Origin of the sequence: Pandoraea pneumonica, assembly GCF_902459645.1 — a bacterium.
Lineage (GTDB): Bacteria > Pseudomonadota > Gammaproteobacteria > Burkholderiales > Burkholderiaceae > Pandoraea > Pandoraea pneumonica.
Map to the genome: position 1 here is coordinate 101,067 of NZ_CABPSK010000002.1, position 23,985 is coordinate 125,051.

At 62.7% G+C, this 23,985-nt stretch carries 21 protein-coding genes; 13 read left to right on the top strand and 8 right to left on the bottom strand.

Going from position 1 to position 23,985, the window contains the following annotated elements; all coding sequences use genetic code 11:
* Positions 1–98 precede the first annotated feature (98 nt).
* On the bottom strand, positions 99–452 hold the full coding sequence (locus PPN31114_RS09590; RefSeq protein ID WP_150679308.1) for a YraN family protein: 354 nt from the start codon (positions 450–452) through the stop codon (positions 99–101).
* A 74-nt stretch (positions 453–526) separates the two neighbouring features.
* On the opposite strand from PPN31114_RS09590, the gene rsmI reads away from it, so the two are divergent.
* Complete coding sequence (rsmI, locus tag PPN31114_RS09595) at positions 527–1,411, top strand: 16S rRNA (cytidine(1402)-2'-O)-methyltransferase (protein ID WP_150679309.1); 885 nt, start codon at positions 527–529, stop codon at positions 1,409–1,411.
* Positions 1,412–1,573: 162 nt separating this feature from the next.
* Here the strand turns inward: rsmI and PPN31114_RS09600 are convergent, their stop codons facing one another.
* The 4 genes from PPN31114_RS09600 to PPN31114_RS09615 form a co-directional block, all read right to left on the bottom strand.
* Positions 1,574–2,368, bottom strand: a complete 795-nt coding sequence (locus PPN31114_RS09600; RefSeq protein ID WP_087721949.1) for an ABC transporter ATP-binding protein — start codon at positions 2,366–2,368, stop codon at positions 1,574–1,576.
* Between the two features lie 2 nt (positions 2,369–2,370).
* The gene (locus PPN31114_RS09605) at positions 2,371–3,279 is read right to left on the bottom strand and encodes an ABC transporter permease (RefSeq protein ID WP_150679310.1); all 909 of its coding nucleotides are present in this window, start codon (positions 3,277–3,279) and stop codon (positions 2,371–2,373) included.
* 169 nt (positions 3,280–3,448) lie between these two features.
* Positions 3,449–4,435: an ABC transporter substrate-binding protein gene (locus PPN31114_RS09610; protein ID WP_150679311.1), complete on the bottom strand. Its 987-nt coding sequence runs from the start codon at positions 4,433–4,435 to the stop codon at positions 3,449–3,451.
* A 439-nt stretch (positions 4,436–4,874) separates the two neighbouring features.
* Positions 4,875–5,477, bottom strand: a complete 603-nt coding sequence (locus tag PPN31114_RS09615) for a septal ring lytic transglycosylase RlpA family protein (protein WP_150679312.1) — start codon at positions 5,475–5,477, stop codon at positions 4,875–4,877.
* A 213-nt stretch (positions 5,478–5,690) separates the two neighbouring features.
* Here PPN31114_RS09615 and PPN31114_RS09620 point away from each other — a divergent pair, with 213 nt between their 5' ends.
* On the top strand, positions 5,691–6,347 hold the full coding sequence (locus PPN31114_RS09620; RefSeq protein ID WP_150679313.1) for an MBL fold metallo-hydrolase: 657 nt from the start codon (positions 5,691–5,693) through the stop codon (positions 6,345–6,347).
* Positions 6,344–7,135: a 3'-5' exonuclease family protein gene (locus tag PPN31114_RS09625; RefSeq protein ID WP_150679314.1), complete on the top strand. Its 792-nt coding sequence runs from the start codon at positions 6,344–6,346 to the stop codon at positions 7,133–7,135. Before PPN31114_RS09620 ends, PPN31114_RS09625 begins: the two co-directional genes overlap by 4 nt.
* A gap of 127 nt (positions 7,136–7,262) precedes the next feature.
* On the opposite strand, the gene arsC is transcribed toward PPN31114_RS09625, so the two are convergent.
* The gene (arsC, locus tag PPN31114_RS09630) at positions 7,263–7,619 is read right to left on the bottom strand and encodes an arsenate reductase (glutaredoxin) (RefSeq protein ID WP_150679315.1); all 357 of its coding nucleotides are present in this window, start codon (positions 7,617–7,619) and stop codon (positions 7,263–7,265) included.
* 359 nt (positions 7,620–7,978) lie between these two features.
* Between arsC and PPN31114_RS09635 the strand changes: the two genes are divergently transcribed.
* The 5 genes from PPN31114_RS09635 to PPN31114_RS09655 all read left to right on the top strand — a co-directional run bounded on the left by PPN31114_RS09635 (position 7,979) and on the right by PPN31114_RS09655 (position 13,108).
* On the top strand, positions 7,979–9,226 hold the full coding sequence (locus PPN31114_RS09635; protein ID WP_150679316.1) for a dienelactone hydrolase family protein: 1,248 nt from the start codon (positions 7,979–7,981) through the stop codon (positions 9,224–9,226).
* Between the two features lie 152 nt (positions 9,227–9,378).
* On the top strand, positions 9,379–9,990 hold the full coding sequence (locus tag PPN31114_RS09640; protein WP_150679317.1) for an energy transducer TonB family protein: 612 nt from the start codon (positions 9,379–9,381) through the stop codon (positions 9,988–9,990).
* Positions 9,991–10,047: 57 nt separating this feature from the next.
* Positions 10,048–10,839 (top strand): 2-oxo-tetronate isomerase, encoded by a 792-nt coding sequence (gene otnI / locus PPN31114_RS09645; protein WP_150679318.1) that lies wholly within the window; start codon positions 10,048–10,050, stop codon positions 10,837–10,839.
* A 786-nt stretch (positions 10,840–11,625) separates the two neighbouring features.
* Entirely contained in the window at positions 11,626–12,081 is a 456-nt protein-coding gene (locus PPN31114_RS09650) for a CoA-binding protein (protein ID WP_150679319.1), read from the top strand.
* A 94-nt stretch (positions 12,082–12,175) separates the two neighbouring features.
* The gene (locus PPN31114_RS09655) at positions 12,176–13,108 is read left to right on the top strand and encodes an alpha/beta hydrolase (protein ID WP_150679320.1); all 933 of its coding nucleotides are present in this window, start codon (positions 12,176–12,178) and stop codon (positions 13,106–13,108) included.
* A 97-nt stretch (positions 13,109–13,205) separates the two neighbouring features.
* Here the strand turns inward: PPN31114_RS09655 and PPN31114_RS09660 are convergent, their stop codons facing one another.
* Positions 13,206–13,979 carry a transporter substrate-binding domain-containing protein gene (locus tag PPN31114_RS09660; protein ID WP_246182560.1) on the bottom strand — a complete coding sequence of 258 codons (774 nt, stop codon included), beginning with the start codon at positions 13,977–13,979 and terminating at the stop codon, positions 13,206–13,208.
* Positions 13,980–14,301: 322 nt separating this feature from the next.
* Here PPN31114_RS09660 and hemE point away from each other — a divergent pair, with 322 nt between their 5' ends.
* The 4 genes from hemE to sorB all read left to right on the top strand — a co-directional run bounded on the left by hemE (position 14,302) and on the right by sorB (position 20,143).
* Positions 14,302–15,372, top strand: coding sequence for a uroporphyrinogen decarboxylase (hemE, locus tag PPN31114_RS09665; protein WP_281350962.1), 1,071 nt, complete (start codon positions 14,302–14,304; stop codon positions 15,370–15,372).
* Between the two features lie 395 nt (positions 15,373–15,767).
* Positions 15,768–18,242 carry a primosomal protein N' gene (locus PPN31114_RS09670; RefSeq protein ID WP_150679323.1) on the top strand — a complete coding sequence of 825 codons (2,475 nt, stop codon included), beginning with the start codon at positions 15,768–15,770 and terminating at the stop codon, positions 18,240–18,242.
* Positions 18,243–18,455: 213 nt separating this feature from the next.
* Complete coding sequence (gene sorA / locus PPN31114_RS09675; RefSeq protein WP_150679324.1) at positions 18,456–19,796, top strand: SorA family sulfite dehydrogenase catalytic subunit; 1,341 nt, start codon at positions 18,456–18,458, stop codon at positions 19,794–19,796.
* A gap of 14 nt (positions 19,797–19,810) precedes the next feature.
* Positions 19,811–20,143, top strand: a complete 333-nt coding sequence (gene sorB / locus PPN31114_RS09680) for a SorB family sulfite dehydrogenase c-type cytochrome subunit (protein ID WP_150679325.1) — start codon at positions 19,811–19,813, stop codon at positions 20,141–20,143.
* Positions 20,144–20,183: 40 nt separating this feature from the next.
* Here sorB and PPN31114_RS09685 read toward each other — a convergent pair whose 3' ends face one another.
* Positions 20,184–21,965, bottom strand: a complete 1,782-nt coding sequence (locus PPN31114_RS09685; RefSeq protein ID WP_150679326.1) for a hypothetical protein — start codon at positions 21,963–21,965, stop codon at positions 20,184–20,186.
* 382 nt (positions 21,966–22,347) lie between these two features.
* On the opposite strand from PPN31114_RS09685, the gene PPN31114_RS09690 reads away from it, so the two are divergent.
* On the top strand, positions 22,348–23,865 hold the full coding sequence (locus PPN31114_RS09690) for a hypothetical protein (RefSeq protein ID WP_150679327.1): 1,518 nt from the start codon (positions 22,348–22,350) through the stop codon (positions 23,863–23,865).
* Positions 23,866–23,985 lie beyond the last annotated feature (120 nt).

Consider the following 23,985-nt stretch of genomic DNA (forward strand, 5'->3'; position numbering starts at 1 on the left):
GTCCCGGGCCTGCTTCTGGCCGGCGTCTAACGCGCCTCTAGCCTGCTTCCGCCCACTCCTAGCCCGCTGATTGCCAGCAACCGGCCCGCTTGCCGCGCCTACCCCTCATCGGCGCGAAAGGCGTCGGGCAGCCAGCTGACCACAGGCGGGGCGCCGTCGAACGCGACGACATCGAAGCGGCAGCGTCCGGCCGGGCGCCGGAGCAAATAGTGGTGCGCGGCCAGCATCAGGCGCTTACGCTTGGCGTGCGTAATGCTCGCCGCCGCCCCGCCGAAGTCGCCCCGGCGGCGCGCGCGCACCTCGACGAACACCAGCACGCCAGCGCGATCGCGCATAATGAGGTCGATTTCGCCGCCGCGGCACCGGTAATTGCGCGCGACGAGCCGCCAGCCGCGACGCTCCAGCATAGCCAGCGCGCGGGCTTCAAACGATTCTCCAAGCTGATTCGACATGGTTGTTCCGATCTGTACCCCGATGTTCACGATGACACGCGACGCGCTCGCACCGACGGCGGGAGGCTGCTGAGATGGACGACCGCCTGATGTCGCTGGCCGAAGGTCAGCACTACCCGCCCGGCACGCTCTACATCGTCGCGACGCCCTTGGGCAACACCGCCGACATTACGGTGCGCGCCCTTCACGTCCTCGGCATGGTCGACGCCATCGCCTGCGAAGATACGCGCAACAGCGCGCAGTTGTTGCAGCGTTACGGCATCGACAAGCCCCTGATTGCGGCGCACGAACACAACGAAAACACCGTCGCGGCGCGGCTTGTCGAGCGTTTGCAGGCGGGCGAGCGAATTGCCTATATTTCGGACGCTGGCACCCCCGGCATCTCCGATCCGGGCGCTCGCCTCGTCGATGCGGTCCGTGCGGGCGGACTCGGCGTGGTGCCGGTGCCGGGGGCGAGCGCGATCATCACGCTGCTCTCTGCGGCCGGGGCGTGGGTCGAGACGTTCACCTTCGTCGGTTTCTTGCCGTCCAAGGCGCAACAACGTGCGCAGGCCATTACCGCGTTGGCCGGAGCCACTGCCGCGCAGGTGTTCTACGAAGCGCCGCACCGCATTGTCGAAACGGTGGCTGCGTTGGCCGAAGGGCTGGGCGGCGAGCGTAAGTTGCTGATCGGACGGGAATTGACCAAGCGCTTCGAAGACATTCATGAGTGCGCACTGAGCGACGGCGAGGCATGGCTGAAAGCGGATGCGAACCGGCAGCGCGGCGAGTTCGTGCTGGTGGTATCGGGCGCGGCGGCGAGCACGACGGACGATGGCGTCGATGCCGAAGCGCAACGAGTGCTCGCCTTGCTGGTGGCGGAGTTGCCGACAAAGAGCGCCGCCAAGCTGGCCGCCGCGATCACGGGCGCGCCGAAGAACGCGCTTTACGAGAGGGCACTGGCGCTGAAGAACGGGTGATTCGGCTGGGATTGCCCGGTGAATGGGCGACGAACGGGCGGCGATGAAGCCTTCGAAATTCGGAAAACTCCGTGGGTAATGCTGGCAATTACCCAACCACATAGACATGAAAAAGCCCGCCGAAGCGGGCTTTTTCATTGGCCAGTTCGCCTAACGCGACGATTAGCTCAGCAGCAGCGCATCGTCGTCGAGTTGTTCGCCACGGGTGCGTTCGAACATCTGGAGCAGGTCCGGCACGTCCAGCCCCTTGCGCTCTTCACCCGACACGTCGAGCACGACTTTGCCCTGGTGGAGCATCACCGTACGGTCGCCGTAATCGAGCGCCTGACGCATGCTGTGCGTGACCATCATCGCCGTCAGCTTGCTCTCCTGCACGATGCGCGCCGTCAGTTCCAGCACGAACGCCGCCGTCTTCGGATCGAGCGCCGCCGTATGTTCGTCAAGCAGCAAAATGCGCGACGGCTGCAACGACGCCATCAGCAAACTCACCGCCTGACGCTGACCGCCCGAAAGCAGCCCGATACGGTCCGACAAACGATTCTCAAGCCCCAGATTCAGCAGGCTCAACTTCTCGCGGAACCGCTCACGCAACGGCTTGTTCAGCGCCAACCGGAAGCTGCGGCTCTCGCCACGCTTCACCGCCAACGCCATGTTCTCTTCGATCGTCAGCGCCTCGCAGGTGCCCGCCATCGGGTCCTGAAACACGCGTGCCACCTGACTCGCACGCTGCCACGCCGTCTTCTTCGTGACATCGTTGCCATCGATCGAGATCGTGCCCGTGTCGACGATCAAATCGCCGCTGATCGCGTTCAGGAACGTCGACTTGCCCGCCCCGTTCGAACCGATCACCGTCACGAATTGCCCCGTCGGAATGTCGAGCGACATGCCGCGCAGCGCACGGTTTTCGATCGGCGTACCCGGGTTGAAAGTGATTTTCAGGTCTTTTGCGCTCAACATGATCAGGCACCTCCGTTCTTGCGCGGGAACAGCTTACGACGCGTGGCCGGCAACACCAGCGCCACCGCGACGAGCAACGCCGTCACCAAGTTGAGGTCTTGCGCCTTCAGACCGATGAAATCGCTATTGAGCGCCAGCGCGATGAAGAAGCGATACAGCACTGCCCCCACCACCACCGCCAACGTCGTCAAAATCAGACGGCGCGCCGGCAAAATCGTCTCGCCGATGATGACCGCCGCCAGACCGATCACGATGGTACCGATACCCATCGAGATATCCGCCCCGCCCTGTGACTGCGCAAACAGCGCTCCGGCCAGTGCGACCAACGCGTTCGAGAGCGCCATACCGGCCAGAATTTCGTGACCGGTATTCACGCCCTGTGCACGCGCCATGCGCGAATTCACGCCGGTCGAGCGCATGGCCAGACCCTGTTGCGACGAGAAGAAATAATCCAGCCCCAGCTTCACCACCACCACCACAACCATCAGCATGAGCGGGCGCAGCACGAAGTCAGGCAGCCATGCCGGTGCGTTCTCAGGCAGCAGCATCGTAAAGACGGTCGGCGAGGTAATCAGCGGCACGTTCGGGGCGCCCATCACACGCAGGTTCACCGAGTAGAGCGCGATCATCATCAGGATACTGGCGAGCAGATCCATGATCTTCAAACGCACATTGAGCCAACCGGTAATGAAGCCTGCCGTCGCACCTGCCGCCATGGCGGCGGCCGTCGCCAGAAACGGATTCATACCGCCAGCGATCAGCGTCGCCGACACGGCACCGCCGAGGGCGAAACTACCGTCAACGGTCAGGTCGGGAAAATTGAGGATGCGAAAGGAGATCAGCACCCCGAGCGCCACCAGACTGAAGATCAGGCCGATCTCCAGGGCGCCCATCATAGAAAAAAGGGACATTTTTTTCGGTATTCCACTACACAAGACGATCCCCGCCGGGTCTCGGAGAGGCGCGTCGTTGGGGGGCTTAAGCGGAAAAGAGCGGCGCGGACAGATCGTGTCCAAGCGCCGCCCAGTCGCTCACCGGCAGGGCAGGCCGTTCGCCCGCCGCACCGGTTTCACGCTCGCTTTACTGCTTGATGACCGTCTTGGCTTCCTTCACCAGATCGTCCGACAGCGTCACGCCTTGCTTGGCAGCGGCCGCCGTGTTGACGAACAGTTCCAGGTTCGAGCTGGTCTGCGATGCAATGGCACCCGGCTTTTCACCCTTCAGGATGCGCACGACCACCTTACCCGTCTGACGGCCCAGGTCGTAGTAGTTGATGCCCAGTGCTGCAATAGCGCCACGCTTCACGCTGTCGGTATCCGATGCCACCAGCGGAATCTTGCGGTCGTTAGCCACCTTCACGAGCGACTCGTAAGCCGACACGACGTTGTTGTCCGTGTTCGTGTAGATGACGTCGACCTTGCCGACCAGGCTGTTAGCGGCCGAGCTGATGTCGACGGTACGCGGGGCAGCGGCTTCAACCAGCGTCAGGCCAGCGGCGGGCAGCAGCTTCTTGAGTTCGTTGACGACCACAACCGAGTTGGCTTCGCCCGGGTTGTACACCATGCCCACGCGCTTGGCGTTCGGCACGACGCGCTTGATCAGCGCCACTTGCTTGTCCAGCGGCAGCTTGTCCGACACGCCGGTCACGTTGGTGCCCGAGGCGTCCCAGCTCTTCACCAGCTGTGCGGCGACCGGATCGGTCACGCCCGAATAGACCAGCGGCACGGTCTTCGTCGCAGCAACGACCGCCTGCGCCGTCGGCGTGGCGATGCCGATAATCGCGTCCGGCTTATCGCCGACAAACTTGCGGGCGATCTGGGCGGCCGTCGACACGTTGCTTTGCGCGCTCTGGTATTCCCACTTGAGGTTCTTGCCGACTTCGTAGCCTTCGGCCTTGAGTTCGTCGCGCGCGCCGTCACGAATGGCGTCCAGTGCCGGGTGCTCCACGATGGCCAGCACGGCTACCGACTTCGTATCCTGCGCGAATGCAGCGCCCGTTGCCCCCAACATCGTTGCCGTCACCGCGCACAGCAGGGTGCGCTTGGCGAATTTGCCCATGGTCGACATCAAAACTCCTCCAGGATTGCTTTATGAAAGGTGCGCCGTGCCCGGGTCTCTGCGGGCCTCATTCGGATGCACTTAAAGCGTGCACCTGCGCGTGGGGCACAGTCTACCCACATCCCCAGCAGCGAACAACGGTTGCCAACGCAACGGACGGCGAGGCCCGCCACATATCGGATTGCGCCCAAAGACTGGCAGAACTGTGCGGCAATCGGAAAAAAATTAGCCGATTTTGGCGCGCTGGTTCGCACTCGCGCACATTCGTGCGAAGCGTTCAGCCAATGAGATAGCGAGAAATTGCCGATCGGCGGTGAAAAAACCGGGACGCGCTACGTGATTCGCGTCGAAGGACACGCACTTTCGTCCCAGTTTTTGAGAGGAATCCGATTCGAATTCGAGACGGCAGGCCGGGAAAACGGCGAGTGTGGCGGATGCAGCGGGTGCCTCAGGGGGCGGTATTGCTTTCGTCGAGACCGAGGGCGGCGACTTCGCTACGCGACAAGCGGCGAATTTCGACCTTCGCGTGGCCCGAGCGGATGAAGTCGAGCTGTTTGGCCGCACCGTAGGAGAGATCGATGATGCGATTGCGGGTGTAGGGGCCGCGATCGTTGATCTTCACCACCACCGTCTTGTTGTTGGCGACGTTGCGCACGAGCACGAAGCTCGCGAGCGGCAACGTGGGGTGGGCGGCGGTCAGTTCATTCATGTCGAACGTCTCGCCCGTGGCGGTGCGTCGGCCATGAAATTTCTTGCCGTACCACGAGGCCGTGCCGGTCTGAAAGAACGTGCCAGCGTCGGCGCGCAACCGCGCTTCGCCGTCGCGGTCCGGGGCGTTCGGGTCGCCGGGGTTCAGACCCTCACCGCGATACGACCGGCCGGGCCAGTGGAGATCGAAGCTGGAGCCGACGGGGGCGTTGGCTTCACGCGAGCGGGTACGGACGTCTGTCGCCGAGGGGGCGGCAGCCGTTTGGCTGGAGGGTTCGAGCGGCGTTGTGCAGGCTGTCAACGTCAGGGCGAGGGCGCAGCCGACCGCGAACCGTTTGAGCATGTCGCGTGTTCGCATAGCCCGCAAGTTTAACACGCCGTCAAAGTCAACCCATCAGCGAGCGTTCACTTACATGGCGTGGCTTGTTTACAAAGCGTTACGCCAAGGCTGGGTATCACGTCCCGTGGCGCCCGCCAGCCGATCGCCGGGTGTCGTACGCGGTGGCGAGTTCGCTGACCGAATTACAATAGACGAAAACCGCGTCCCCGATACCTCATGAACGTCACCCTGATTCCCGTCACGCCTTTCCAACAGAACTGCACGCTGCTCGTGTGCGACGCGACCCGCCGGGCCGCCGTCGTCGACCCCGGCGGCGATATCGAGCGCATCGCCGGTGAGATCGAACGCCAAGGGGTGACGCTCGAAAAGATTTTTCTCACGCACGGCCATCTGGATCACTGCGGCGGTGCGGGCGAACTGGCCGCTAAGTACGACGTACCCATCGAAGGCCCGCATCCCGACGACGCCTTCTGGATCGATCAGTTGGAAGCCCAGAGCGCGCGCTTCGGCTTTCCCGAACCGCAGCCCTTCACGCCGGATCGCTGGCTAGGCGACGGCGACACCGTCACTTTCGGTGACATCACGCTGGACGTCTTCCATTGCCCGGGCCACACGCCGGGCCATGTGGTGTTCTTTTCCAAGGACGAGCAGTTGGCGAGCGTGGGCGACGTGCTGTTTGCGGGCTCCATCGGGCGTACCGACTTTCCGCGCGGCAACCATGGCGACCTGATCGCCTCGATTCGCAACAAACTCTGGCCGCTGGGTAACGACGTGACGTTCATTCCGGGGCACGGACCGGTGTCCACCTTCGGTCAAGAACGCGAAACCAACCCGTACGTGGCCGACGCCGTGCTGGCCCGGAGCGGCGCATGAGCACCGCGACCGCCCGTATCCCCTCGCGCATCATTCCCGTCGACGAAGAGATTTTTGTCAGCACCGACGTCGAAGCCGACGGCCCGATTCCCGGACCGCACTCGATGCTGAGCTTCGCCTCGGCCGCGTACACGGCCGATAAGGAACTGATCGGCACCTTCAGCGCGAATCTCGAATTCCTGCCCGACGCGAAAGGCCATCCGCTCACGATGAAGTGGTGGAAGACCGAGCCTGAGGCGTGGGCGGCGTGCCGTATCGAGCCGGAAGATCCGGCTAAGGCAATGAAGGCTTATGTGAAGTGGGTCGAGAAGTTGCCCGGCAAACCGGTGTTCGTGGCGTATCCGGCGGGCTTCGATTTCACGTTCATGTTCTGGTACATGATGCGTTTTGTCGGCCGCTGCCCGTTCTCGTGGTCGGCACTCGACATCAAGACGCTGGCCTTCGCGATGACAGGCATGCCGTATCGCAAGTGCATCAAACCGCGCTTGCCGCAGGTGTGGCTCGACCCGCTGCCGCACACGCACGTCGCGCTCGACGACGCCCTCGAACAAGGCGCCCTCTTCTGCAACATGCTCGCGGAATTGAAAGAACAGCAGAAAACGCTGGCGGCACTGCCCGAATGGCGCGGTGCCGGGTTGACGGCCAATGCCGACACGCCGGTGTTCGGCTCAGCGGCGGCGCAGGCAGCAGCCGCTGCCGCCGCTTCCGCCGGTGCCGTAGCGCCCGATCAGTCCGGCGCGTCGTCTGACGAAGCCGGTCCGGAGAAAGACAGCACGGCACACCGCTAGGCGCGCTTTTTCAGTGGATGCGTTGACACCGCCGTAACCGGCGGGTCAACCGAGCGGCGCGCCGGTGTCCCGATGGTGCGTCCGCGCCACGGCGAGCCAACCCCACCGTGCTCGCCAGCCTGCAACGTTACAAAACCTCGTTCACCAACTCCGGCGGACGAGCGATCACCGCCTTGTCGCCGTTGACCACGATGGGGCGTTGCAACAGCTTCGGATGCTTGGCAATCGCGGCGAGCAATTCTTCGTCGGTCAGTTCTTTGTCCGACAGCCCCAACTCGGTGTACTCCGTCTCGTTGCTGCGAATCATGTCGCGCACGGGCACGCCCAGCAGCTTTTGCAGGCGTTTGAGTTCGGCCGCTTTCGGCGGCGCCTTCAGGTATTCGATGATCTGCAAATCGCTGCCACCCACGGCCGGCGAGCCTTCCACGAGCGCCAGCGCTTCGCGCGACTTCGAGCAGCGCGGGTTGTGATACACGGTAATCATGGTCACTCCAATGCGTCAAAAACAGGCAAACGTTCACCCATCGAACGTGCGCACCGAGTATGCATGGTATCGTCGAATGCCGCTACTGACGCCACGGCACGGACCGCAGTCTCTGCGCCGCAGTGCCCGAGCGCAGTGCCAAACCAGAGTCAAACCAGCGTCAACCGTTACCTCGCAACATCACCGTAATGTCCGCGTATCCAACCGGTGGCAGCGCTCGGCCGTCGCCCCTCACGGGCACGGTTGCGCGCCTCGCCGCACCGCTGCGGGTTTACCGCGCGGCGCGGCGCGCGTGCACCGCCTAAGCTAGGCAAAGAGCGCTGTCTGCCGCACGATCCGGCCCCTCAGGAGACAGTGACATGGCAGGACGCTTCATCAGCATCGAGTCGCGCGACGGCAAGACCTTCCAGGCGTATCTCGCCTTACCCGACGCGAGCAAAGCGGGCAGCAACAAAGGCCCGGGCTTGGTGCTATGTCAGGAGATATTCGGCGTGAACGCGCACATTCGCGACCTTGCCGACCGTTACGCGGAAGAGGGCTATGTCGTCTTGGCCCCCGATCTGTTCTGGCGCATCGAGCCAGGCATCGAGTTGGACTACTCCCCGGGCGGCTGGCAGCGCGCGTTTGCGTTGTTCCAGAGTTTCGACATCGATCTCGGCATGGAAGACGTCGGCGCGACCGTCGATGCCTTGCGCGCACTGCCCGAATGCGTGGGCGGTGTTGGCGTGGTCGGCTACTGTCTCGGCGGCAAACTCGCGGCGCTCTCCGTCACCCGCACCAGCGCCGAGGTCGCGGTGAGTTACTACGGCGTGGGGTTGGAACAGCACGTGGAAGAACTCGCGGGTGACCATCCGCCGCTCGTGCTGCACATTGCCGAACTCGACAAGTACGCCCCGGCCGAAGTGCGCGAGACGCTGGCCGCCCAGTTGGGCGAGCACCCGAACGTCACCCTCTATACCTATCCGGACGCCGACCACGCCTTTGCTCGCCCCGGCGATCACTTCAACCGCTCGGCGACACAACTCGCGCATCAACGCACCATGGGTGCCCTGCGCAACGTCATCGGTCCGCATTTCGATTTCGCCTCGCTGTGGGAGACGCATTGCGCCTACGAATTCGCCATTCGCGAGATCGATCCGCTGATGAAGACGATGGTCGACGAGCCGTACGTCAATCACATCCCGACGATGACGGGCGGCGTCGGCCATCAGCAATTGGCGCACTTTTATCGCAACCACTTCGTCAACAGCAACCCGCCCGACACGAAGCTCATTCCGATCTCGCGCACCATTGGGGCGACGCAACTGGTCGACGAGTTGCTGTTTTGCTTCACGCACACGACACCGGTCGACTGGATGTTGCCGGGCGTGGCACCGACCGGGCGCCGCGTCGAGATTCCGCTCGTGGCGATCGTGCGCTTCCGGGGCGGCAAGCTCGAGCACGAGCATATCTATTGGGATCAGGCGAGCGTGCTGGTGCAAATCGGCTTGCTCGACCCGACCGGGTTGCCCGTGGCCGGTATCGAGACCGCCCGCAAGTTGCAGGATGAGAATTTGCCGTCCAATACGCTGATGCCGAACTGGGCGTTCGGCACTCGGCCGCATTAACGGTCGTTGACGGCGGCATTAACGACCGCACCAACGATCGCACTAACGACCGCATTAGGCAGCAAAGCAGGACATCGCGTGACGGCCGTCGGGTCGTCGCGCGACAGGACGTGAAAAACCTAGAAGCGTCGCTGACTTGGCAGGAGGCGCCCATGAAAATCGGATCGTCCCAACGCGTACGGCCTAACGGCTCACACCACTGGCAGCGCTCGCGCGAGTGGCGCGAAGTTGGCAACAACGCTGGCGTCAGCCTCGCTGCCAGCCCCGCCAAGCCCGGCAAATTTAGCCGCGCTGCACTGGCGTTGGTGCTGTTGCTGAACAGCGCACCGCTCCTGCTGACCAGTTGCGCCAATCCCGACTTCGCGCCCAAGTCGCCGCTCGTGCTCGATTTCTCACCGGGCAACGCACCGGTCTCGGCACTCGATCAATACAAGATCGCCGCAGCGCAGCGCGTGACCGAAGTGAACGCGCGGCAAATCACGCCAGGCAATCCGCAGCCGATGCTGCGCTCCGTCGTGTCGCTCGAATACTGGGTCGATCGCAGCGGCAACGTCACGCAAGTGATCCTGTACCGCAGCAACGGCGATCGCGAGGCCGAGCGCATTGCGGTGGCAAGCCTGCGCCGGGCGAGTCCGTTGCCCGCACCGAGCCGTGCGCTGGTCGACAGCAGCGGCCGGGTACGCGCCGTCGAGACGTGGCTCTTCAATAACGACGGCCGGTATCAATTGCGCAGCGTGGCGGCGCCTCAGATCGACGGCCAGTGATATCGTGGCAAGCATCTGCCCACCGACCATCCGCTTCACGCGACGGAGATTCCGCCCATGCCGCGATTTGCTGCGAACCTGACGCTGCTCTATCAGGAAGTCCCTTTTCTGGAACGTTTCCGCGCGGCTGCGGCCGACGGCTTCCGTGGTGTGGAATGTCTGTTTCCCTACGAACACCCCGCCAACGAGATACGCGCACGACTCGACGATGCCGGGCTCACGCAAGTGCTCTTCAACACGCCGGGCGGCGACTGGGCGAGCGGCGAGCGAGGCCTCGCGGCGCTCCCGGGGCGCGAAGCGCAGTTTCGCGATGGCGTCGAACTCGCGCTCGACTACGCCGATACGCTCGGCTGCCGTCAGTTGCACGTGATGGCAGGCTGCCCCGATGCGGCGCAATCGCTCGAACGGTGCCGCGCCGTTTATCTCGAAAACCTTGCCTTCGCGGCAGAACGAGCGGCCGCCCACGGCGTGACCATCTTGATCGAGCCGATCAATCCGCGCGACTTTCCGCGTTACTTCCTCACGCGTCAGGATCAGGCACAGGCGATTCGGCAGGAAGTCGGCGCGAGCAATCTCAAAGTGCAGTTCGACGCCTATCACTGCCAGATCGTCGAAGGCGACCTCGCCATGAAGTTGCGCCAACACATTGCCAACATCGGACACGTGCAAGTTGCCGGGGTACCTGCGCGGCATGAACCGGACACCGGCGAAGTCAACTATCCCTTCCTGTTCCGGTTGCTAGACGAGCTCGGCTATACGGGCTGGATCGGCTGCGAATATCGGCCACAGGGCGAAACACGCGCGGGACTTGGCTGGCTCAAACCATGGTTGCGCAGCGCCGCAAGATAAGCGGAGTGCTCACGATCCATCGTCATTTTGGAATTACGCAGGGAGAAATCGATTTCCGAATTTCACTCGGATGGCGAACGATTTTCGTAACCGCATCATGCGCGAATCATGTGCGCTTCATGCGCGTGTCGCTCACTTGTCAGAGGACGGGTGAGGAAAGATGTAGGACGTTGCAGGCAAAAAAAATGGCGGGACACTTGGGCCCGCCAAAACCACACGCTACGGGGTTAGCGCGAGGAGACCAGATTCGGAGCACCGTATCGAATTACCTTGCAAATTGCGCCGGGGGACGCTCGTTGCCGATACAGCCGCGCTGCTGTGTTACCGGGGGATAAGCACTTCAGCGTTGAGATGCATTGTGGTGGAAACGTATAGCAGGAGGGGTAACAAAGTGTTTCAGGTTGTAACACCTCAGCCCATAATTCCCTCGAAAACCCTCAGCATCTCCGTTCTCCAGCAAGACTTTGCGGCGTGACACGCAAATGTCACTTGTTTCGTCATCCTGAGTAAATTATCTAATCGAGCGTGAACTTGAGTTACACGCCGAAATCTCGTCCCCGTCACGACACACGCCAACCCACCCACCCTCGCACCCATCCATACACGCACCATCGCGGTGAGCAGGCAGGGGTTTCACACCCTGGGCGTCGATGTGCTAAGTTCAGTCTTTGTGCGTGGCAACATAGTGCGCCGCCGAATCGTGCACCAATCTGGCGCGCGCCCGGTAGGCCACGGGTAGCTTCGCAGTCCAACCGTTGACTCCCCGGCCGGACCGGCCGACCCCGCATGGAAACCATCGAACGACTGGCACAGATCCTTGCGCGCGACCGCGTGATCGCCGTGGTGGGCTTGTCGCCGCGGCCCGACCGGCCGAGCTTCACCACATCGCGCTACATGCAGCAGCACGGCTACCGCATCGTGCCGGTGAACCCGCAGGCCGCCGACAGCGGCGCGACCATTCTGGGCGAACCCGTCTACGCGAGCCTCACCGAGGCGGCCGATGCGCTGCGCGCTGAGGGTGTGCGAATTCAGATGGTCGATTGTTTCCGGCGCAGCGCCGACATTCCGCCCATCGCCGACGAGGCGGTCGCGATTGGCGCAAACAGTTTATGGATGCAGTTGGGTATCGAGAACGACGATGCCGCCGCAGTAGCGCTCGCGGCCGGGCTCGATGTCGTGATGGATCGCTGCGTCAAGATCGAACACCAGCGCTGGCAGATGCTCGGCGCCGGTCAGTCCTAATTGCCCGAGCGAGACCCGAAAGACACCGAGACACAGCGACATAGGCGCCACCCGAGCGCCCGTCACCGACTAACTCCACACACTGTCCGCAGCCATGACCATCGATGCCGATTTGCTTGCCTACTACGACCTGATGGCGCGCAAGTACCCTGCGCCCGAGGGTTCCCCGAGTCCGCAAGATGTCCGCGCCCGTTTCGCAACCGTCGCCAATGAGGCGCTGCGTCCGTTGCCCGCCGGGCTGAAAAGCGAGACCTTCGAGATTCCCCTGCCGGGGCGCAATGTGCGCGCGCGCCTTTACCGTCCGGTCGGGCGGGAAGTGCCGCTGGTGGTGTTTTTTCACGGCGGCGGCTGGGTGGTCGGCGATGTCGATACGCACGGCACGATGGCGGCGTTTCTTGCGCAGGATGGCGATTTCGCCGTGTTGAGCGTCGATTACCGTCTGGCGCCGGAGCATCCGTTTCCGGCCCCGGTGGACGACGCCCGCGAAGCATTGGCGTGGGCGGCCGAACAGCGCGTGCGACTGGGCGTCTCGCCAGACCGGCTAGCCGTCGCGGGCGATAGCGCGGGCGGGCATCTGGCGGCGCAGGCGACGGCGTGGTTCAACGACCAGCATCCGGGTGTCATCGGTGCGCAGTTGCTGATCTACCCGGTGGTGCAGTATCGCTTCGACACGCCGAGTTACGAGCGTCTGGCGGACGGCGTCGGTTTGACGCGCGACGAAATGCGCTGGTACTGGAAGCAGTTCCTGAACGGGACTGAGCCGAAAGCAAGCGACGTTCGGGTGAATTTGACGGCGGAAGCGCCGAAGCATCCGCTACCGCACACGTTGGTCATTGCGGCCGAGTACGACCCGTTGCATGACGAAGCGGTGGAATACGCGCATTTCGCCGCGCAGTCGGGAGGGCGCGCCGAGGTCATCGAGGCGGCCGGTCTGACGCATAGCTTCGCGCGGCTACAGCCCTACGTACCGCAAGCTCGTTTGGTCATGCACGACGCGGCGCAGCGTCTGCGCGATTGGCTGGGTTGATTAGGTTTTCGGTTCGCGGCGATGTGAGCGCAGAAAGTGCACACATCGCCGCCTGCCTAGGCACCTAAACACCTAAGCGCCTAAGTCCTAAGGCAACTCACTTCAGCCACTTATCCACCACGGCCTGATACTCGCCGGTTTTCTGCGCGAGGTTGAGCCATTGGTCGACGTAGTTCTTGAAGACGTCGTCACCGCGCGGCAGCAGATAAGCCTTCTCGCCGAATTGCAGCGGCTTGTCGGGGTTCACCGGGCACAGCGTCGGGTGAAGCTTGTGCTGGAGCAGCGTTTCCGACGAGTCGGTCACCATCACGTCGGCTTTGCCATCAGCGATCTGTTGGAAGATCGTGACGTTATCCGGGTAGATCGTGAGCGTCGCGTTCGGCATGTATTGACGGGCAAAGCGCTCGTTCGTGCCGCCCGGGTTGGCGATGGCGCGCGTGCTCGGCTTGTTCAGGTCAGCGAGCGTCTGGTACTTCGCCACGTCGGCGCAGCGCACGATGGGCGATTTGCCGTCCACCATCACCACACGGCTGTAATAGGCACGGCGCGCGCGATCGAGCGTAACCGACACCCCGCCCACGACGATGTCGCATTTGTTGGCGGTGAAATCGTCCATCAGCTTGGGCCAGCTCGTCGGCACGATTTCCGGCTTCACCCCCAGCGACTTCGCCAGCGAGGCGACCAAATCCACGTCGATGCCTTCGAACTGACCGTCCGGGCGTTTGTACGAATACGGCTTGTAGTCGCCGGTGGCGCAAGCGCGCAGCGTGCCCGACTTCACGATGTCGTCGAGCCGCGAAGGCGCGGCGGCACCCGCCGACTGGGCTTGAACCGTGTTGGCGGCCAGTGCCGTCAATGCCACGACGGCCATCGAGGCGGCCGCGATCATGCCTTTCATACGTGTCTCCTGATTGTTGTCCTAGCGGTCGATCCGTCTGTTGCAGATCGTCGGCTTCGCGGCACTCGCCTGCTGGCGCCGCAAAGTGTGCCGTCATAGTAAAGACAGCGTGCGCCGCCGCCAATGGGGGCATGCCCGCTGCGTCCGATTGGTCGCAACAAATGTGCCGTCCGGGCGCGCTTTGAGCACACTGATGCGTGACTTATGCGCGGCATAACGTCCGCCCATGCGACCGCGCCCCGGATACCCGAGTAAAATGGCCGCTTGCCCAAATTTCAGATACCACCGCCTCGACGTGTCCCAAGCTCTGCAAAACGATACTTTCCTGCGCGCCCTGCTGCGCCAGCCGACCGAGTACACGCCGATCTGGCTCATGCGCCAGGCGGGCCGGTACCTGCCCGAATACAACGCCACCCGCGCTAAGGCCGGCAGCTTCCTGGCACTGGCCAAGAACCCTGCCTACGCCACCGAGGTCACGCTCCAGCCGCTCGATCGCTTTCCGCTCGACGCCGCCATTCTCTTCTCCGACATCCTGACCATCCCCGACGCGATGGGGTTGGGCTTGTCGTTTGAAGCTGGCGAAGGCCCGCGCTTCGCGCACCCGCTGCGCACCGAAGACGACGTGCGCCGCCTGCGCGCCCCCGATCTCGACAGCCTGCGCTACGTGTTCGACGCCGTGTCCGAGATTCGCCGCGCGCTGCAAGGCCGCGTGCCGCTCATCGGCTTCTCCGGCAGCCCGTGGACGCTGGCGTGCTACATGGTCGAAGGCTCCGGTTCGGCCGACTATCGCACCGTCAAAACGATGATGTACGAGCGTCCCGACCTGATGACGCACATCCTCGAGACCAACGCCAAAGCCGTAACCGCCTATCTGAACGCGCAGATCGAAGCCGGCGCACAGGCCGTGATGGTGTTCGACACGTGGGGCGGCGCGCTAGCGGACGGCCTCTATCAACGCTTCTCGCTCGCTTACATGCAGAAGGCGCTCGCTGGCGTGCATCGTGAATGGGCGGGGGCGCGTATTCCGCACATCGTATTCACCAAAGGCGGCGGCCAGTGGCTCGAAGCCATTGCCGACACCGGCCCCGACGCCATCGGCCTCGACTGGACCGTCGATCTGGCAGCCGCACGCAAGCGCGTTGGCGATCGTTGTGCACTGCAAGGCAATTTCGACCCGACCGCGTTGTTTGCGTCGCCGGATGCCATTCGCGCAGAAGCCCGCCGCCTGCTCAACGCTTATGGCAATGCACCAGGCCACGTCTTCAACCTCGGGCATGGCATCTCGCAGTTCACGCCGCCCGAACACGTCGCCGCGCTCGTCGACGAAGTCCATAGCCATAGCCGGAAGCTGCGCCAGCCGGTGTAATACGCAGTACCGCCACGTGGCGGCGCGGGTTCGCGGGGCATTTCGCCTCGCAAACCCGACCACCGTTACACGTTGGCAAAGTCAAGGGAAAACGGGTCGAGTAACCCCTCCAATTTGCGGAGTTGTCCCAAAGACTTATGCACAAATTCTCGCTGCGCCGCCGCAACTGTCTCGCACTTTGAAGCACCCTTCGTCGTTGCTCATAAGCTATTGATCAAAAAGCCTTTTTGATTCATGCACAGAAACGGCGCGGCGCGATGTGAGGCCCGCGCAGTGAGGCTGCCGGGAGATAATCCCCACAGTTCTCAACATAGTTATCCACAAGCGTTTCGGGGCTGCCGGAAAGCCGACTCAAATCCGGGGTTTACCGGAACTTCTCAGGATTCACTTTAAGTTTGACCCGCGCCGACGACCTCCCCGAACCGTCTCTCCTCCCGCCGGATGCTTCCTGCGAGGATGCCGCTGCGACCACGCCGCGCGGCACCGGGAGTGCGCCGTCGATCGCCCGCGTGGCACTCGACACTCCGCTACTGACGCTCTTCGACTACCGCCTCGATCAGGCGGCGAGCCTCGGACAGTTAGTGCAGGTGCCGTTCGGACGGCGACAGGTGGTGGGTATCGTCTGGGAATTGACGCAGCGCAGCGAAGTCGACCCGACGAAGCTGCGCGAAGTGACGTCTGTCTGGCACGAATTGCCGCCGCTCGGCGATGACTGGCGCGACCTGATGCGTTTCGCGGCGCGGTATTACCAGCGCGGAATTGGCGAAGTGGCGCTGCCGGCCATCCCCGGCCATTTGCGCACGCCGATGCGCTGGTCGCGGTTGCTTGCCCAGCGCGGCGTGCAACGGTATCGCATTGCCGACGGCGCGCTCGACACGTTGATGGAGAACGTCCCCGCCCGGTTGCGCGCCCAGCGCCGACTGGCCGAAGGCCTCGCGCAAGCCGGGACGCTCGACGCGGACGAAGCCCGCGCACTCTGCGCCAAGGCCGCCGATGTGCTGAAACAATGGGCGGCCGCCGGTTGGGTGATCGTAGAGACCGTGCCGTTTCATGAGGCGGTGCGTGAGGATGACGATGCCGACGAGGACGGCGACAGCGATGACGCTTCATTCGAAGAAGCCACCGACGCCCACAGCGGCCCCACGGCTACCAAGACGCTGACGGCCGGACAAGCCGACGCCGTCGCCGCCATTCACGACGCCCTGCTGGCGTCCGGCGCGCAGCCGCTGGATAAGCCCAGCGCCGCCGACGAGGGCTCGGCCGCCGCTTCAGATGCATCCGACATCCCCGCCTGCGCGCCCTTCCTGCTCTATGGCGTGACCGGCAGCGGCAAGACCGAGGTGTATCTGCGCGCCGTCGCCGAGGCGTTGCGCGAGCGTGAAGCGCAGGTGCTCGTCCTCGTGCCGGAAATCAACCTCACACCGCAGCTCGAAGGCGTGTTCCGTTCGCGCTTTCCGAACGAGACACTCGTCACGCTGCATAGCGGACTGGCCGAAGGCGAGCGCGCGCGACACTGGCTCGCGGCCCATCGCGGCGAGGCCCGTATCGTATTAGGCACGCGGCTCGCGGTGATGGCATCGCTGCCGCATTTGCGCTTGATCGTCGTCGACGAGGAACACGACCCGTCGTACAAACAGCAGGAAGGTTTGCGCTACTCCGCGCGCGATCTCGCGATCTGGCGCGCTAACCGGCTGCGCATTCCGGTCGTTCTCGGCTCGGCCACCCCGTCGCTCGATAGCTGGCGACGGGCCGAACAAGGCCGTTACGTGCGGCTATCGATGCCCGAGCGCGCCACGCCCGACGCGGTGCTGCCGCGCGTGTCGCTCATCGACATGGATATCGAGCGCAAGCGCCAGCGCACGGTGCACGAGGGTTTGTCGCAAACGTTGCTCGCTGCAATCAAAGCCCGCTTCGAAGCCGGTGAACAAAGCCTGTTGTTCCTAAACCGACGCGGCTACGCCCCCGTGCTCAACTGCGACGCGTGCGGCTGGGTCAGCGACTGCCGCCGGTGCAGCGCCCACATGGTGCTGCACAAACCCGAGCGCCGGCTGCGGTGTCACCACTGCGGCGCCGAGTCGCGCATTCCGCATGCCTGCCCCGACTGCGGTAATCAGGATCTCGCGCCGCTCGGTCGCGGCACACAACGCATTGAAGAGGCACTCGCCGAGCACTTCCCCGACGCGCGGCTCGCCCGCATCGACGCTGACAGCACGCGTCGCAAGGGCAGCGCGCAGGCGCTCTTCGCACAGGTGCACGCGGGCGAAGTCGACGTCCTGATCGGCACGCAGATGGTCGCCAAGGGACACGACTTCCGTAACGTCACGCTGGTGGGCGTGGTCAACGCCGACAGCGCGCTCTTCTCGCACGACTTCCGGGCGGCCGAGCGGCTGTTCGCGCAATTGATGCAGGTGGCTGGGCGCGCCGGTCGCGCCGCGCGCGCCGAAGGCCCCGGCGACGTGCTGATCCAAACCCGCTACGCGTCGCATCCGCTGTTCGGGTCGCTCATGCGCCACGATTACGCCGGGTTCGCGGCGCAGCAATTGGAAGAGCGACGCGTTGCGCTGCTGCCGCCTTATACGCATCAGGCGCTGTTACGCGCCGAGGCTCGCAAACTCGACGACGCCATGGCGTTCCTCAAACAGGCCCGCGAAATTGCCGCTGGCCCTGACCTCAACGATCCGCGCATCTCGCTCTGGGACCCTGTGCCCATGACGATGGTGCGTATCGCCGGTACCGACCGCGCCCAACTCGTCGTGGAAAGCCCGCATCGCGGCGCGCTGCAACGGTTTCTCGCTGGCTGGATGGCCGGGCTGCGCGCCCTCAAAGCGCCGGTGCGCTGGCACCTCGAAGTCGACCCTCTCGAAATATAAATCGGTATATAGCGTTCCGAAAATTTGACATCATCGGCAGAATCTCCGACGATGCGGGCATGCTTCGCCCTGCGTCGTGTCCCCACACGCGGCGACTCGGCGGGCATCCGAAGGCACGCATCGCATCACCGCAGCGCGTCTGACAGCACCCGCTTCACCGCGCTGCCGCGTCACCCTGAAAGCACGATAAGAACGTCCTACAGGAGACTCTCCATGAAGTCGCACGACCGCAGCGCCGCCCCCACGGCTCTCGCCTCCGCTTTGCCTGAATCGTCCGCACTCGACGTGTCCGCGTCGGGTGATCTTTCCGAATCCACCATTGCCGCCACGTCGCGACGCCGCTTTTTGCGGCGAGCCGGTGCGCTGGGTGTGGGTGCCAGCCTCGCCGGACGCGCAATCGACACGCTCGCCGCCGTCAGTGCGCCGCAAACGGTGACGTTGCCATTTGCCAATGGCGAGCGTGACTTGGTGGCGTATCCGCAGAAGCGCCCCCTCATTCGTTTGACGGCACGTCCGCCGCAGTTGGAGACGCCGTTCGAAGTGTTCAACGATGGGCTGATTACGCCGAACGACGCGTTCTTCGTGCGGTATCACTTGGCGGGTATCCCGACGGATGTCGATGCCAAGAAGCACCGCATTCGCGTGAGCGGCAGCGTCGCTAAACCGCTCGAAATCTCGCTTGAGTCGCTGAAGAAGGACTTCGGCGCACCGGTGGAACTGGTGGCGGTGCATCAGTGTTCAGGCAACAGTCGGGGCTTCTTCGAGCCGCGCGTCGGTGGCGGCCAGATCGCCAACGGTGCGATGGGCAATGCGCGCTGGAAGGGCATTCCGCTCAAACGCATTCTGGAAAAGGCAGGCGTTGGCGCGAGTGCGAAGCAGGTGACGTTCGAAGGGCTGGATCGCCCGATCATCCCGGCGACGCCCGAGTTCGTGAAGGCCCTCGACCTCGATCACGCGATGGATGGCGAAGTGATGATCGCGTTCGCGATGAACGGTCAGGATTTGCCGATGCTCAACGGCTATCCGGTGCGGCTGGTGGTGCCGGGGTACTACGGCACGTATTGGGTCAAGCATTTGGCCGATATCAAGGTGATCGACACGGTGTTCGATGGCTTCTGGATGGCCACGGCGTATCGCATTCCGGACAACGACTGCAATTGCGTCGCACCGGGGACGGCACCGCAAAAGACCAAGCCGATCGAGCGCTTCACGGTGCGCTCGTTCGTGACGAGTCTGACCGATGGGCAAAGCGTGGCGGTGGGCAAACCGGTGCGCGTGCGCGGCATTGCGTTCGATGGCGGTGAAGGCATCCGCGACGTGCAGTTCTCGAGCGACGGCGGCCAGACCTGGCAGGCGGCGAAGCTCGGCAACGAGTTGTCGAAATATTCGTTCCGCGAGTGGACGGCGACGTTCGTGCCGTCATCGGCGGGGGAACACGTGCTGAAGGTGCGGGCAACGAATCGTGCCGGGGTGGCGCAGCCGCTGCAATCGTTGTGGAATCCGGCCGGTTATCTGCGCAATGGCGTAGAAACCGTGCGCGTGGTTGCGGCTTGAGACGGGAGATGACTATGAAAACTTCGAATATTTTCCGTCGCGTGGGTGCGGTGCTTGTGTTGGGTGCACTGGTATCGCCTGCTGCTCATGCACTCGACATCAAACTGCCGCAGGAAACCGCGCAGCTAAAAGCCTCGACACTCGCGGGCTATCAAGCGACGAGCGCATGGTGCGTGATGTGCCATTCGGTCGATTACATCAACAGCCAACCGCCGATGCCCGCCGCCTTCTGGAGCGCGGAAGTCACGAAGATGGTGAAGGTCTACGGCGCCCCGATTCCGGAAGATCAGGTGAAGCTGATTTCTGAGTATTTGGGGAAGACTTACGGTAACGACGGCGGGAAGTAAGGGGATATCCCGTTTAAGCGTGTCTGCGATGGTGGCGGGGTTATTGTTCGGCAAATTTCACACATTTAACCCCACCACCACGCTGCTTAAGTCTGAACTTCCATGCTCCGGAGTCGATGTCGCGATAGAGATCGCGCATCTGATTCGGCCAATCGCACTGATACTTTGCTTCGTCCGACGCCATCTCGCAGTAGTCCCATGGGCCGTCCTTATCCTCATCGAGGTTGTAGATATGGCCGGCGTCTCCCAAGGCGCAGCGGAATTCCTCGAAGAGTTTTATCGATTTGACTTGTGGCAGGCGAGATCGAACGATCAATCGACGGAGATCCTCCTCCGTGGCAGGACGAACACTGTCGAAAGCTTGGGCGCCCGTCGAGTTTGCGGCTCTGTAGACCAGTTGAACCGGCGCGCCTCTCGGCGTTAGGCAAGTGATCTTATAAATTCCGCCAGCGATACTGCCGTTTTGGCCGTCTGACGGGGGTATTTCAAAGCTCACATCGCGGCGGCCGTTCCCTATAAAAGTTCGTTGCCTCAATCGCGGGATTTGCTCGCAGTAGTTCTTTACGACGTCGAGTTGACACGCAAATCCATTGGGGATCTCCGTCGTTGTCGTCGATTCGCACCTCGCTTTGAAATCCCGATAATTGTTGACGGTGATTGATGCGACGTCCCAGGGCACGTACCCCTTCACGATCTCGCTCCGAATATCTTCGGATACTTCGGTCGAATCCTTTGGCAAAGCACCCAACGTCCACGTGCCGCTTTGGCACGACATCACGCGCCCCTGTTCGTCGAGACCAATACCTCGGTCCGAACAGCTCCCCCCCACCGCGCCCTTGAGACGCACAACGCCAGCCTCCGAGCGAAGCTCCCCCTGTGCCCGAATCTCCCCATCGGCGTGAACACCTTGGTTTTTGACTTCCAACTTTCCGGTGATAGTCGCGCCGTCTGAGCTGAAGATGCCTTTTGCGGAGATCTGACCATCGGAATGAATGTTTTCCGTGGCGGTTATCGTCTTGGCGGTCATCTTTTCGACATCGACCAACTCGACATTGGTGATTTGCTTCGCGTTAACGATGTTGTTGCCGCTCAAGTTCAAATCGCCCTGCATCTCGCGCGTGCCATCGCGTCGCAAGAAAGCGTCCTGCGCGCTCGTCTGATACCCGCCCCGCATTGCGAGAAGCCCGGCGATGGCGGGGCGCTCCGGGTTTCGAACCGTGTTGATTACCGGGCCGTTCCCGTCGAGGAACCGAAACACGTTGGGATCGCCCTGCCGCGATATGCCGCCCAGCACACCGAGTTTGGCCAGTGCCGCGCCAGACGCCACCCAATCCGCGCCATTTGAGTAGGTGCTTTTGATCGGCGCGGTGAGATATGTCACAGCGTCGATATCGCACGGCTCGGTCTTATCCGCACAGTTGGTGGAATACACGACGATCCGATACTCCGCCCCGGCCAACGGCGGCGACGAACCAGTGCCCTTAGCACCCGTCAGCCGAATGAGCTTCTCGACCGTCAAATCGCTGATGGTCTTCGCGCGTAGCCATACGTCATATCGTCGCGTCAGTTCGATGCCGCTTTCAGCAATCTTGCGGCTCGCCCCCTCGCGTTGCAGGAAAAGCGCCTTGATGTCCCCATGGTGTTTCACCATGAAATCCTGCACATGGTTGCCTAGCACCTTCAGCGATTCCCCCACGCGCTCGCCTTTCTCGATACGCATCTGCTGCATCTGGTGCTGTCCCCAGAACGCGACCAGGATGCCCACCACAGCGACCGCGATAGTTGCGCCGATCAGAAACACGCCCCGTTGCTTGCTCCGCATTGCCTTGCCCCCTCGCGAATCAATGGGGACACGCTCGCTGCCGCGTACCCGTCATCGCCGTCTCGTTGAAACCGGCCATTTTGGAAGCACGCCAGCGCCTTAGGGTTGGGAAACACCCGGATTAATTCACACACGCGAATGAACGCCGAAGTCATCGGCAAGAAACCAAAGGACACGCGAAGACTGGATACGAGAAGACCGGTGAAGGACATCTCCCTATAGGTTCCGGTTAACCAGCTTTCGCTTTACAGCACACCGCCTCTCAATTCCGGCCGTTTCCGTCACTCAGCGCGGTGCAACTCCACGAGAATTGCCGCCTTGATTCGAGATAGCGTGCCGTCGGCAACGCTTATCGGATCTCCACCAACCGGTAAGGAGACGTATGCAAAGCCGACAGAAAGGCGTGTTTTTGATTGGCGCAACCATCGCGGTCGCTGTGGTGGGCGTGTTGCTGACGTTCTGGATGAATCAGCAAATGCACGACATGCGCATGCAAAAAGCCGAGAGCGTCGGCGCATCGTTGAAAGTGATCGGCGACGGCGTGCAGTCGTTCATCGTGAAATACCACGGGGAGATCGACAGTGCACTCAACAGCGCGGACCCCGTACCCATTGCAAACGCCGGCGACATGGGGGCGATCGAGTTCACGAAGGATAAAGACGGTTACCAAGGGCAAATGCTGCTACTCGGCAGCAAGCCGCTGAGCGCCGAGCACATCATCCGCATCATGAAGCTGCCCGGCATCGGCGATAAGCCGCCCGCGCTTCCCGACGCACGGTACGTCGTCAGAATCTTCCAGCCGCCGAATAGCCGGGACATCCGAGGTGTCGTCTACATCGATCAGACGATCACTCGCACCTACGGTCACCGCACCGACTGGAACGCTGTAAGTACCGCCGTGCGCAAGATCGGCGTACATGGCGGGTTCTCCAAGGACGACGACCCTGGCGATTTCACGTTTCCCCAAACGCCCACGGGCAGCACCACCACGCCGAACCGTTTGCCGAACCCGCTACACCGCGCTGGACTGCTGGCGGTGCGTGTCGGCTATCTGCTTAGCCCGATGAACAGCTATCTGCGTCGCGACGGTACACAACCGATGACCGGCAAGCTCGATATGCGTGAAAACGACATCGCCAACGTCAAAGAAATCATCGGTGCAAAGCAAGGGCTCAAGCTGACCGGCGCGATCGAAGCGACATCCACGATTGCGGCGAAAGACAACATCACGTCCGGGAAGAACTTGATCGCGTACGGCAAATCTCCGCCGGACGGCATGTCGAGGGATGGCGTCGAGACAAAAGATGGCGTAATCGCAGCCGCTAAGGGCGTTTGGTCGTACGCGGACGTGAACGTCAAAAATGGCGGCAGCGTGCGGGTGGGTGACGACCCGCTACGACAGACGGAGCTCAATCCAAGCACGCTGACTTTGGGCGAGCCGATCAATCCTTCGCAAGCTTGCCGGGTCAATGGGCAAATCGGGCGGGACGCGGGCGGGACGTTTTATGCGTGCCAACACGGCTCGTGGCGCACGCTCAAGGGCGACACGGGGTCGGACGGTGCCCGGGGCCAATCTGGCGATAAAGGCGATCAAGGCCCAGCGGGTGCGCCGGGCCAAGTCAAGTTCGCCTTGACGCAATACAAGCTGTACAACTGCACGGCGGCGAGTGTGAGAACGCAACCTCACCACTACTGCACCCTGCATTCGTCGACCACATCGCCGTGCTACACGGCCTTTAGGGAGCCACGCATTGTTTTGGAGGAAGAAGTGCGTGCGGGCCAGAAGTCGTCCAAAGACCCCGGTGACTGGTCAGCGGTGCTGACTTGGTCCAGCAAAGTCAATTACGTGCTGACGAGCTACCTCTTTCACTCAGACGTACTGTGTTACGACTTCGAATAAGTCCCACCCCTAAGGTGCAACCCCAATATTGACTCGGGTTGCACCCGCCTGAAAACCCGGTTACGATGCCGCCATTCACCCCTCTATGGGTGTCACGTTTTCGCGTCATCAGGTAACCCT

What these genes read in the sequence shown, in the direction of transcription:
- PPN31114_RS09590 (WP_150679308.1), bottom strand. Translation starts at nt 452, where the DNA reads ATGTCGAATCAGCTTGGAGAATCGTTTGAAGCCCGCGCGCTGGCTATG.
- rsmI (WP_150679309.1), top strand. Translation starts at nt 527, where the DNA reads ATGGACGACCGCCTGATGTCGCTGGCCGAAGGTCAGCACTACCCGCCC.
- PPN31114_RS09600 (WP_087721949.1), bottom strand. Translation starts at nt 2,368, where the DNA reads ATGTTGAGCGCAAAAGACCTGAAAATCACTTTCAACCCGGGTACGCCG.
- PPN31114_RS09605 (WP_150679310.1), bottom strand. Translation starts at nt 3,279, where the DNA reads ATGTCCCTTTTTTCTATGATGGGCGCCCTGGAGATCGGCCTGATCTTC.
- PPN31114_RS09610 (WP_150679311.1), bottom strand. Translation starts at nt 4,435, where the DNA reads ATGTCGACCATGGGCAAATTCGCCAAGCGCACCCTGCTGTGCGCGGTG.
- PPN31114_RS09615 (WP_150679312.1), bottom strand. Translation starts at nt 5,477, where the DNA reads ATGCTCAAACGGTTCGCGGTCGGCTGCGCCCTCGCCCTGACGTTGACA.
- PPN31114_RS09620 (WP_150679313.1), top strand. Translation starts at nt 5,691, where the DNA reads ATGAACGTCACCCTGATTCCCGTCACGCCTTTCCAACAGAACTGCACG.
- PPN31114_RS09625 (WP_150679314.1), top strand. Translation starts at nt 6,344, where the DNA reads ATGAGCACCGCGACCGCCCGTATCCCCTCGCGCATCATTCCCGTCGAC.
- arsC (WP_150679315.1), bottom strand. Translation starts at nt 7,619, where the DNA reads ATGATTACCGTGTATCACAACCCGCGCTGCTCGAAGTCGCGCGAAGCG.
- PPN31114_RS09635 (WP_150679316.1), top strand. Translation starts at nt 7,979, where the DNA reads ATGGCAGGACGCTTCATCAGCATCGAGTCGCGCGACGGCAAGACCTTC.
- PPN31114_RS09640 (WP_150679317.1), top strand. Translation starts at nt 9,379, where the DNA reads ATGAAAATCGGATCGTCCCAACGCGTACGGCCTAACGGCTCACACCAC.
- otnI (WP_150679318.1), top strand. Translation starts at nt 10,048, where the DNA reads ATGCCGCGATTTGCTGCGAACCTGACGCTGCTCTATCAGGAAGTCCCT.
- PPN31114_RS09650 (WP_150679319.1), top strand. Translation starts at nt 11,626, where the DNA reads ATGGAAACCATCGAACGACTGGCACAGATCCTTGCGCGCGACCGCGTG.
- PPN31114_RS09655 (WP_150679320.1), top strand. Translation starts at nt 12,176, where the DNA reads ATGACCATCGATGCCGATTTGCTTGCCTACTACGACCTGATGGCGCGC.
- PPN31114_RS09660 (WP_246182560.1), bottom strand. Translation starts at nt 13,979, where the DNA reads ATGGCCGTCGTGGCATTGACGGCACTGGCCGCCAACACGGTTCAAGCC.
- sorA (WP_150679324.1), top strand. Translation starts at nt 18,456, where the DNA reads ATGAAGTCGCACGACCGCAGCGCCGCCCCCACGGCTCTCGCCTCCGCT.
- sorB (WP_150679325.1), top strand. Translation starts at nt 19,811, where the DNA reads ATGAAAACTTCGAATATTTTCCGTCGCGTGGGTGCGGTGCTTGTGTTG.
- PPN31114_RS09685 (WP_150679326.1), bottom strand. Translation starts at nt 21,965, where the DNA reads ATGCGGAGCAAGCAACGGGGCGTGTTTCTGATCGGCGCAACTATCGCG.
- PPN31114_RS09690 (WP_150679327.1), top strand. Translation starts at nt 22,348, where the DNA reads ATGCAAAGCCGACAGAAAGGCGTGTTTTTGATTGGCGCAACCATCGCG.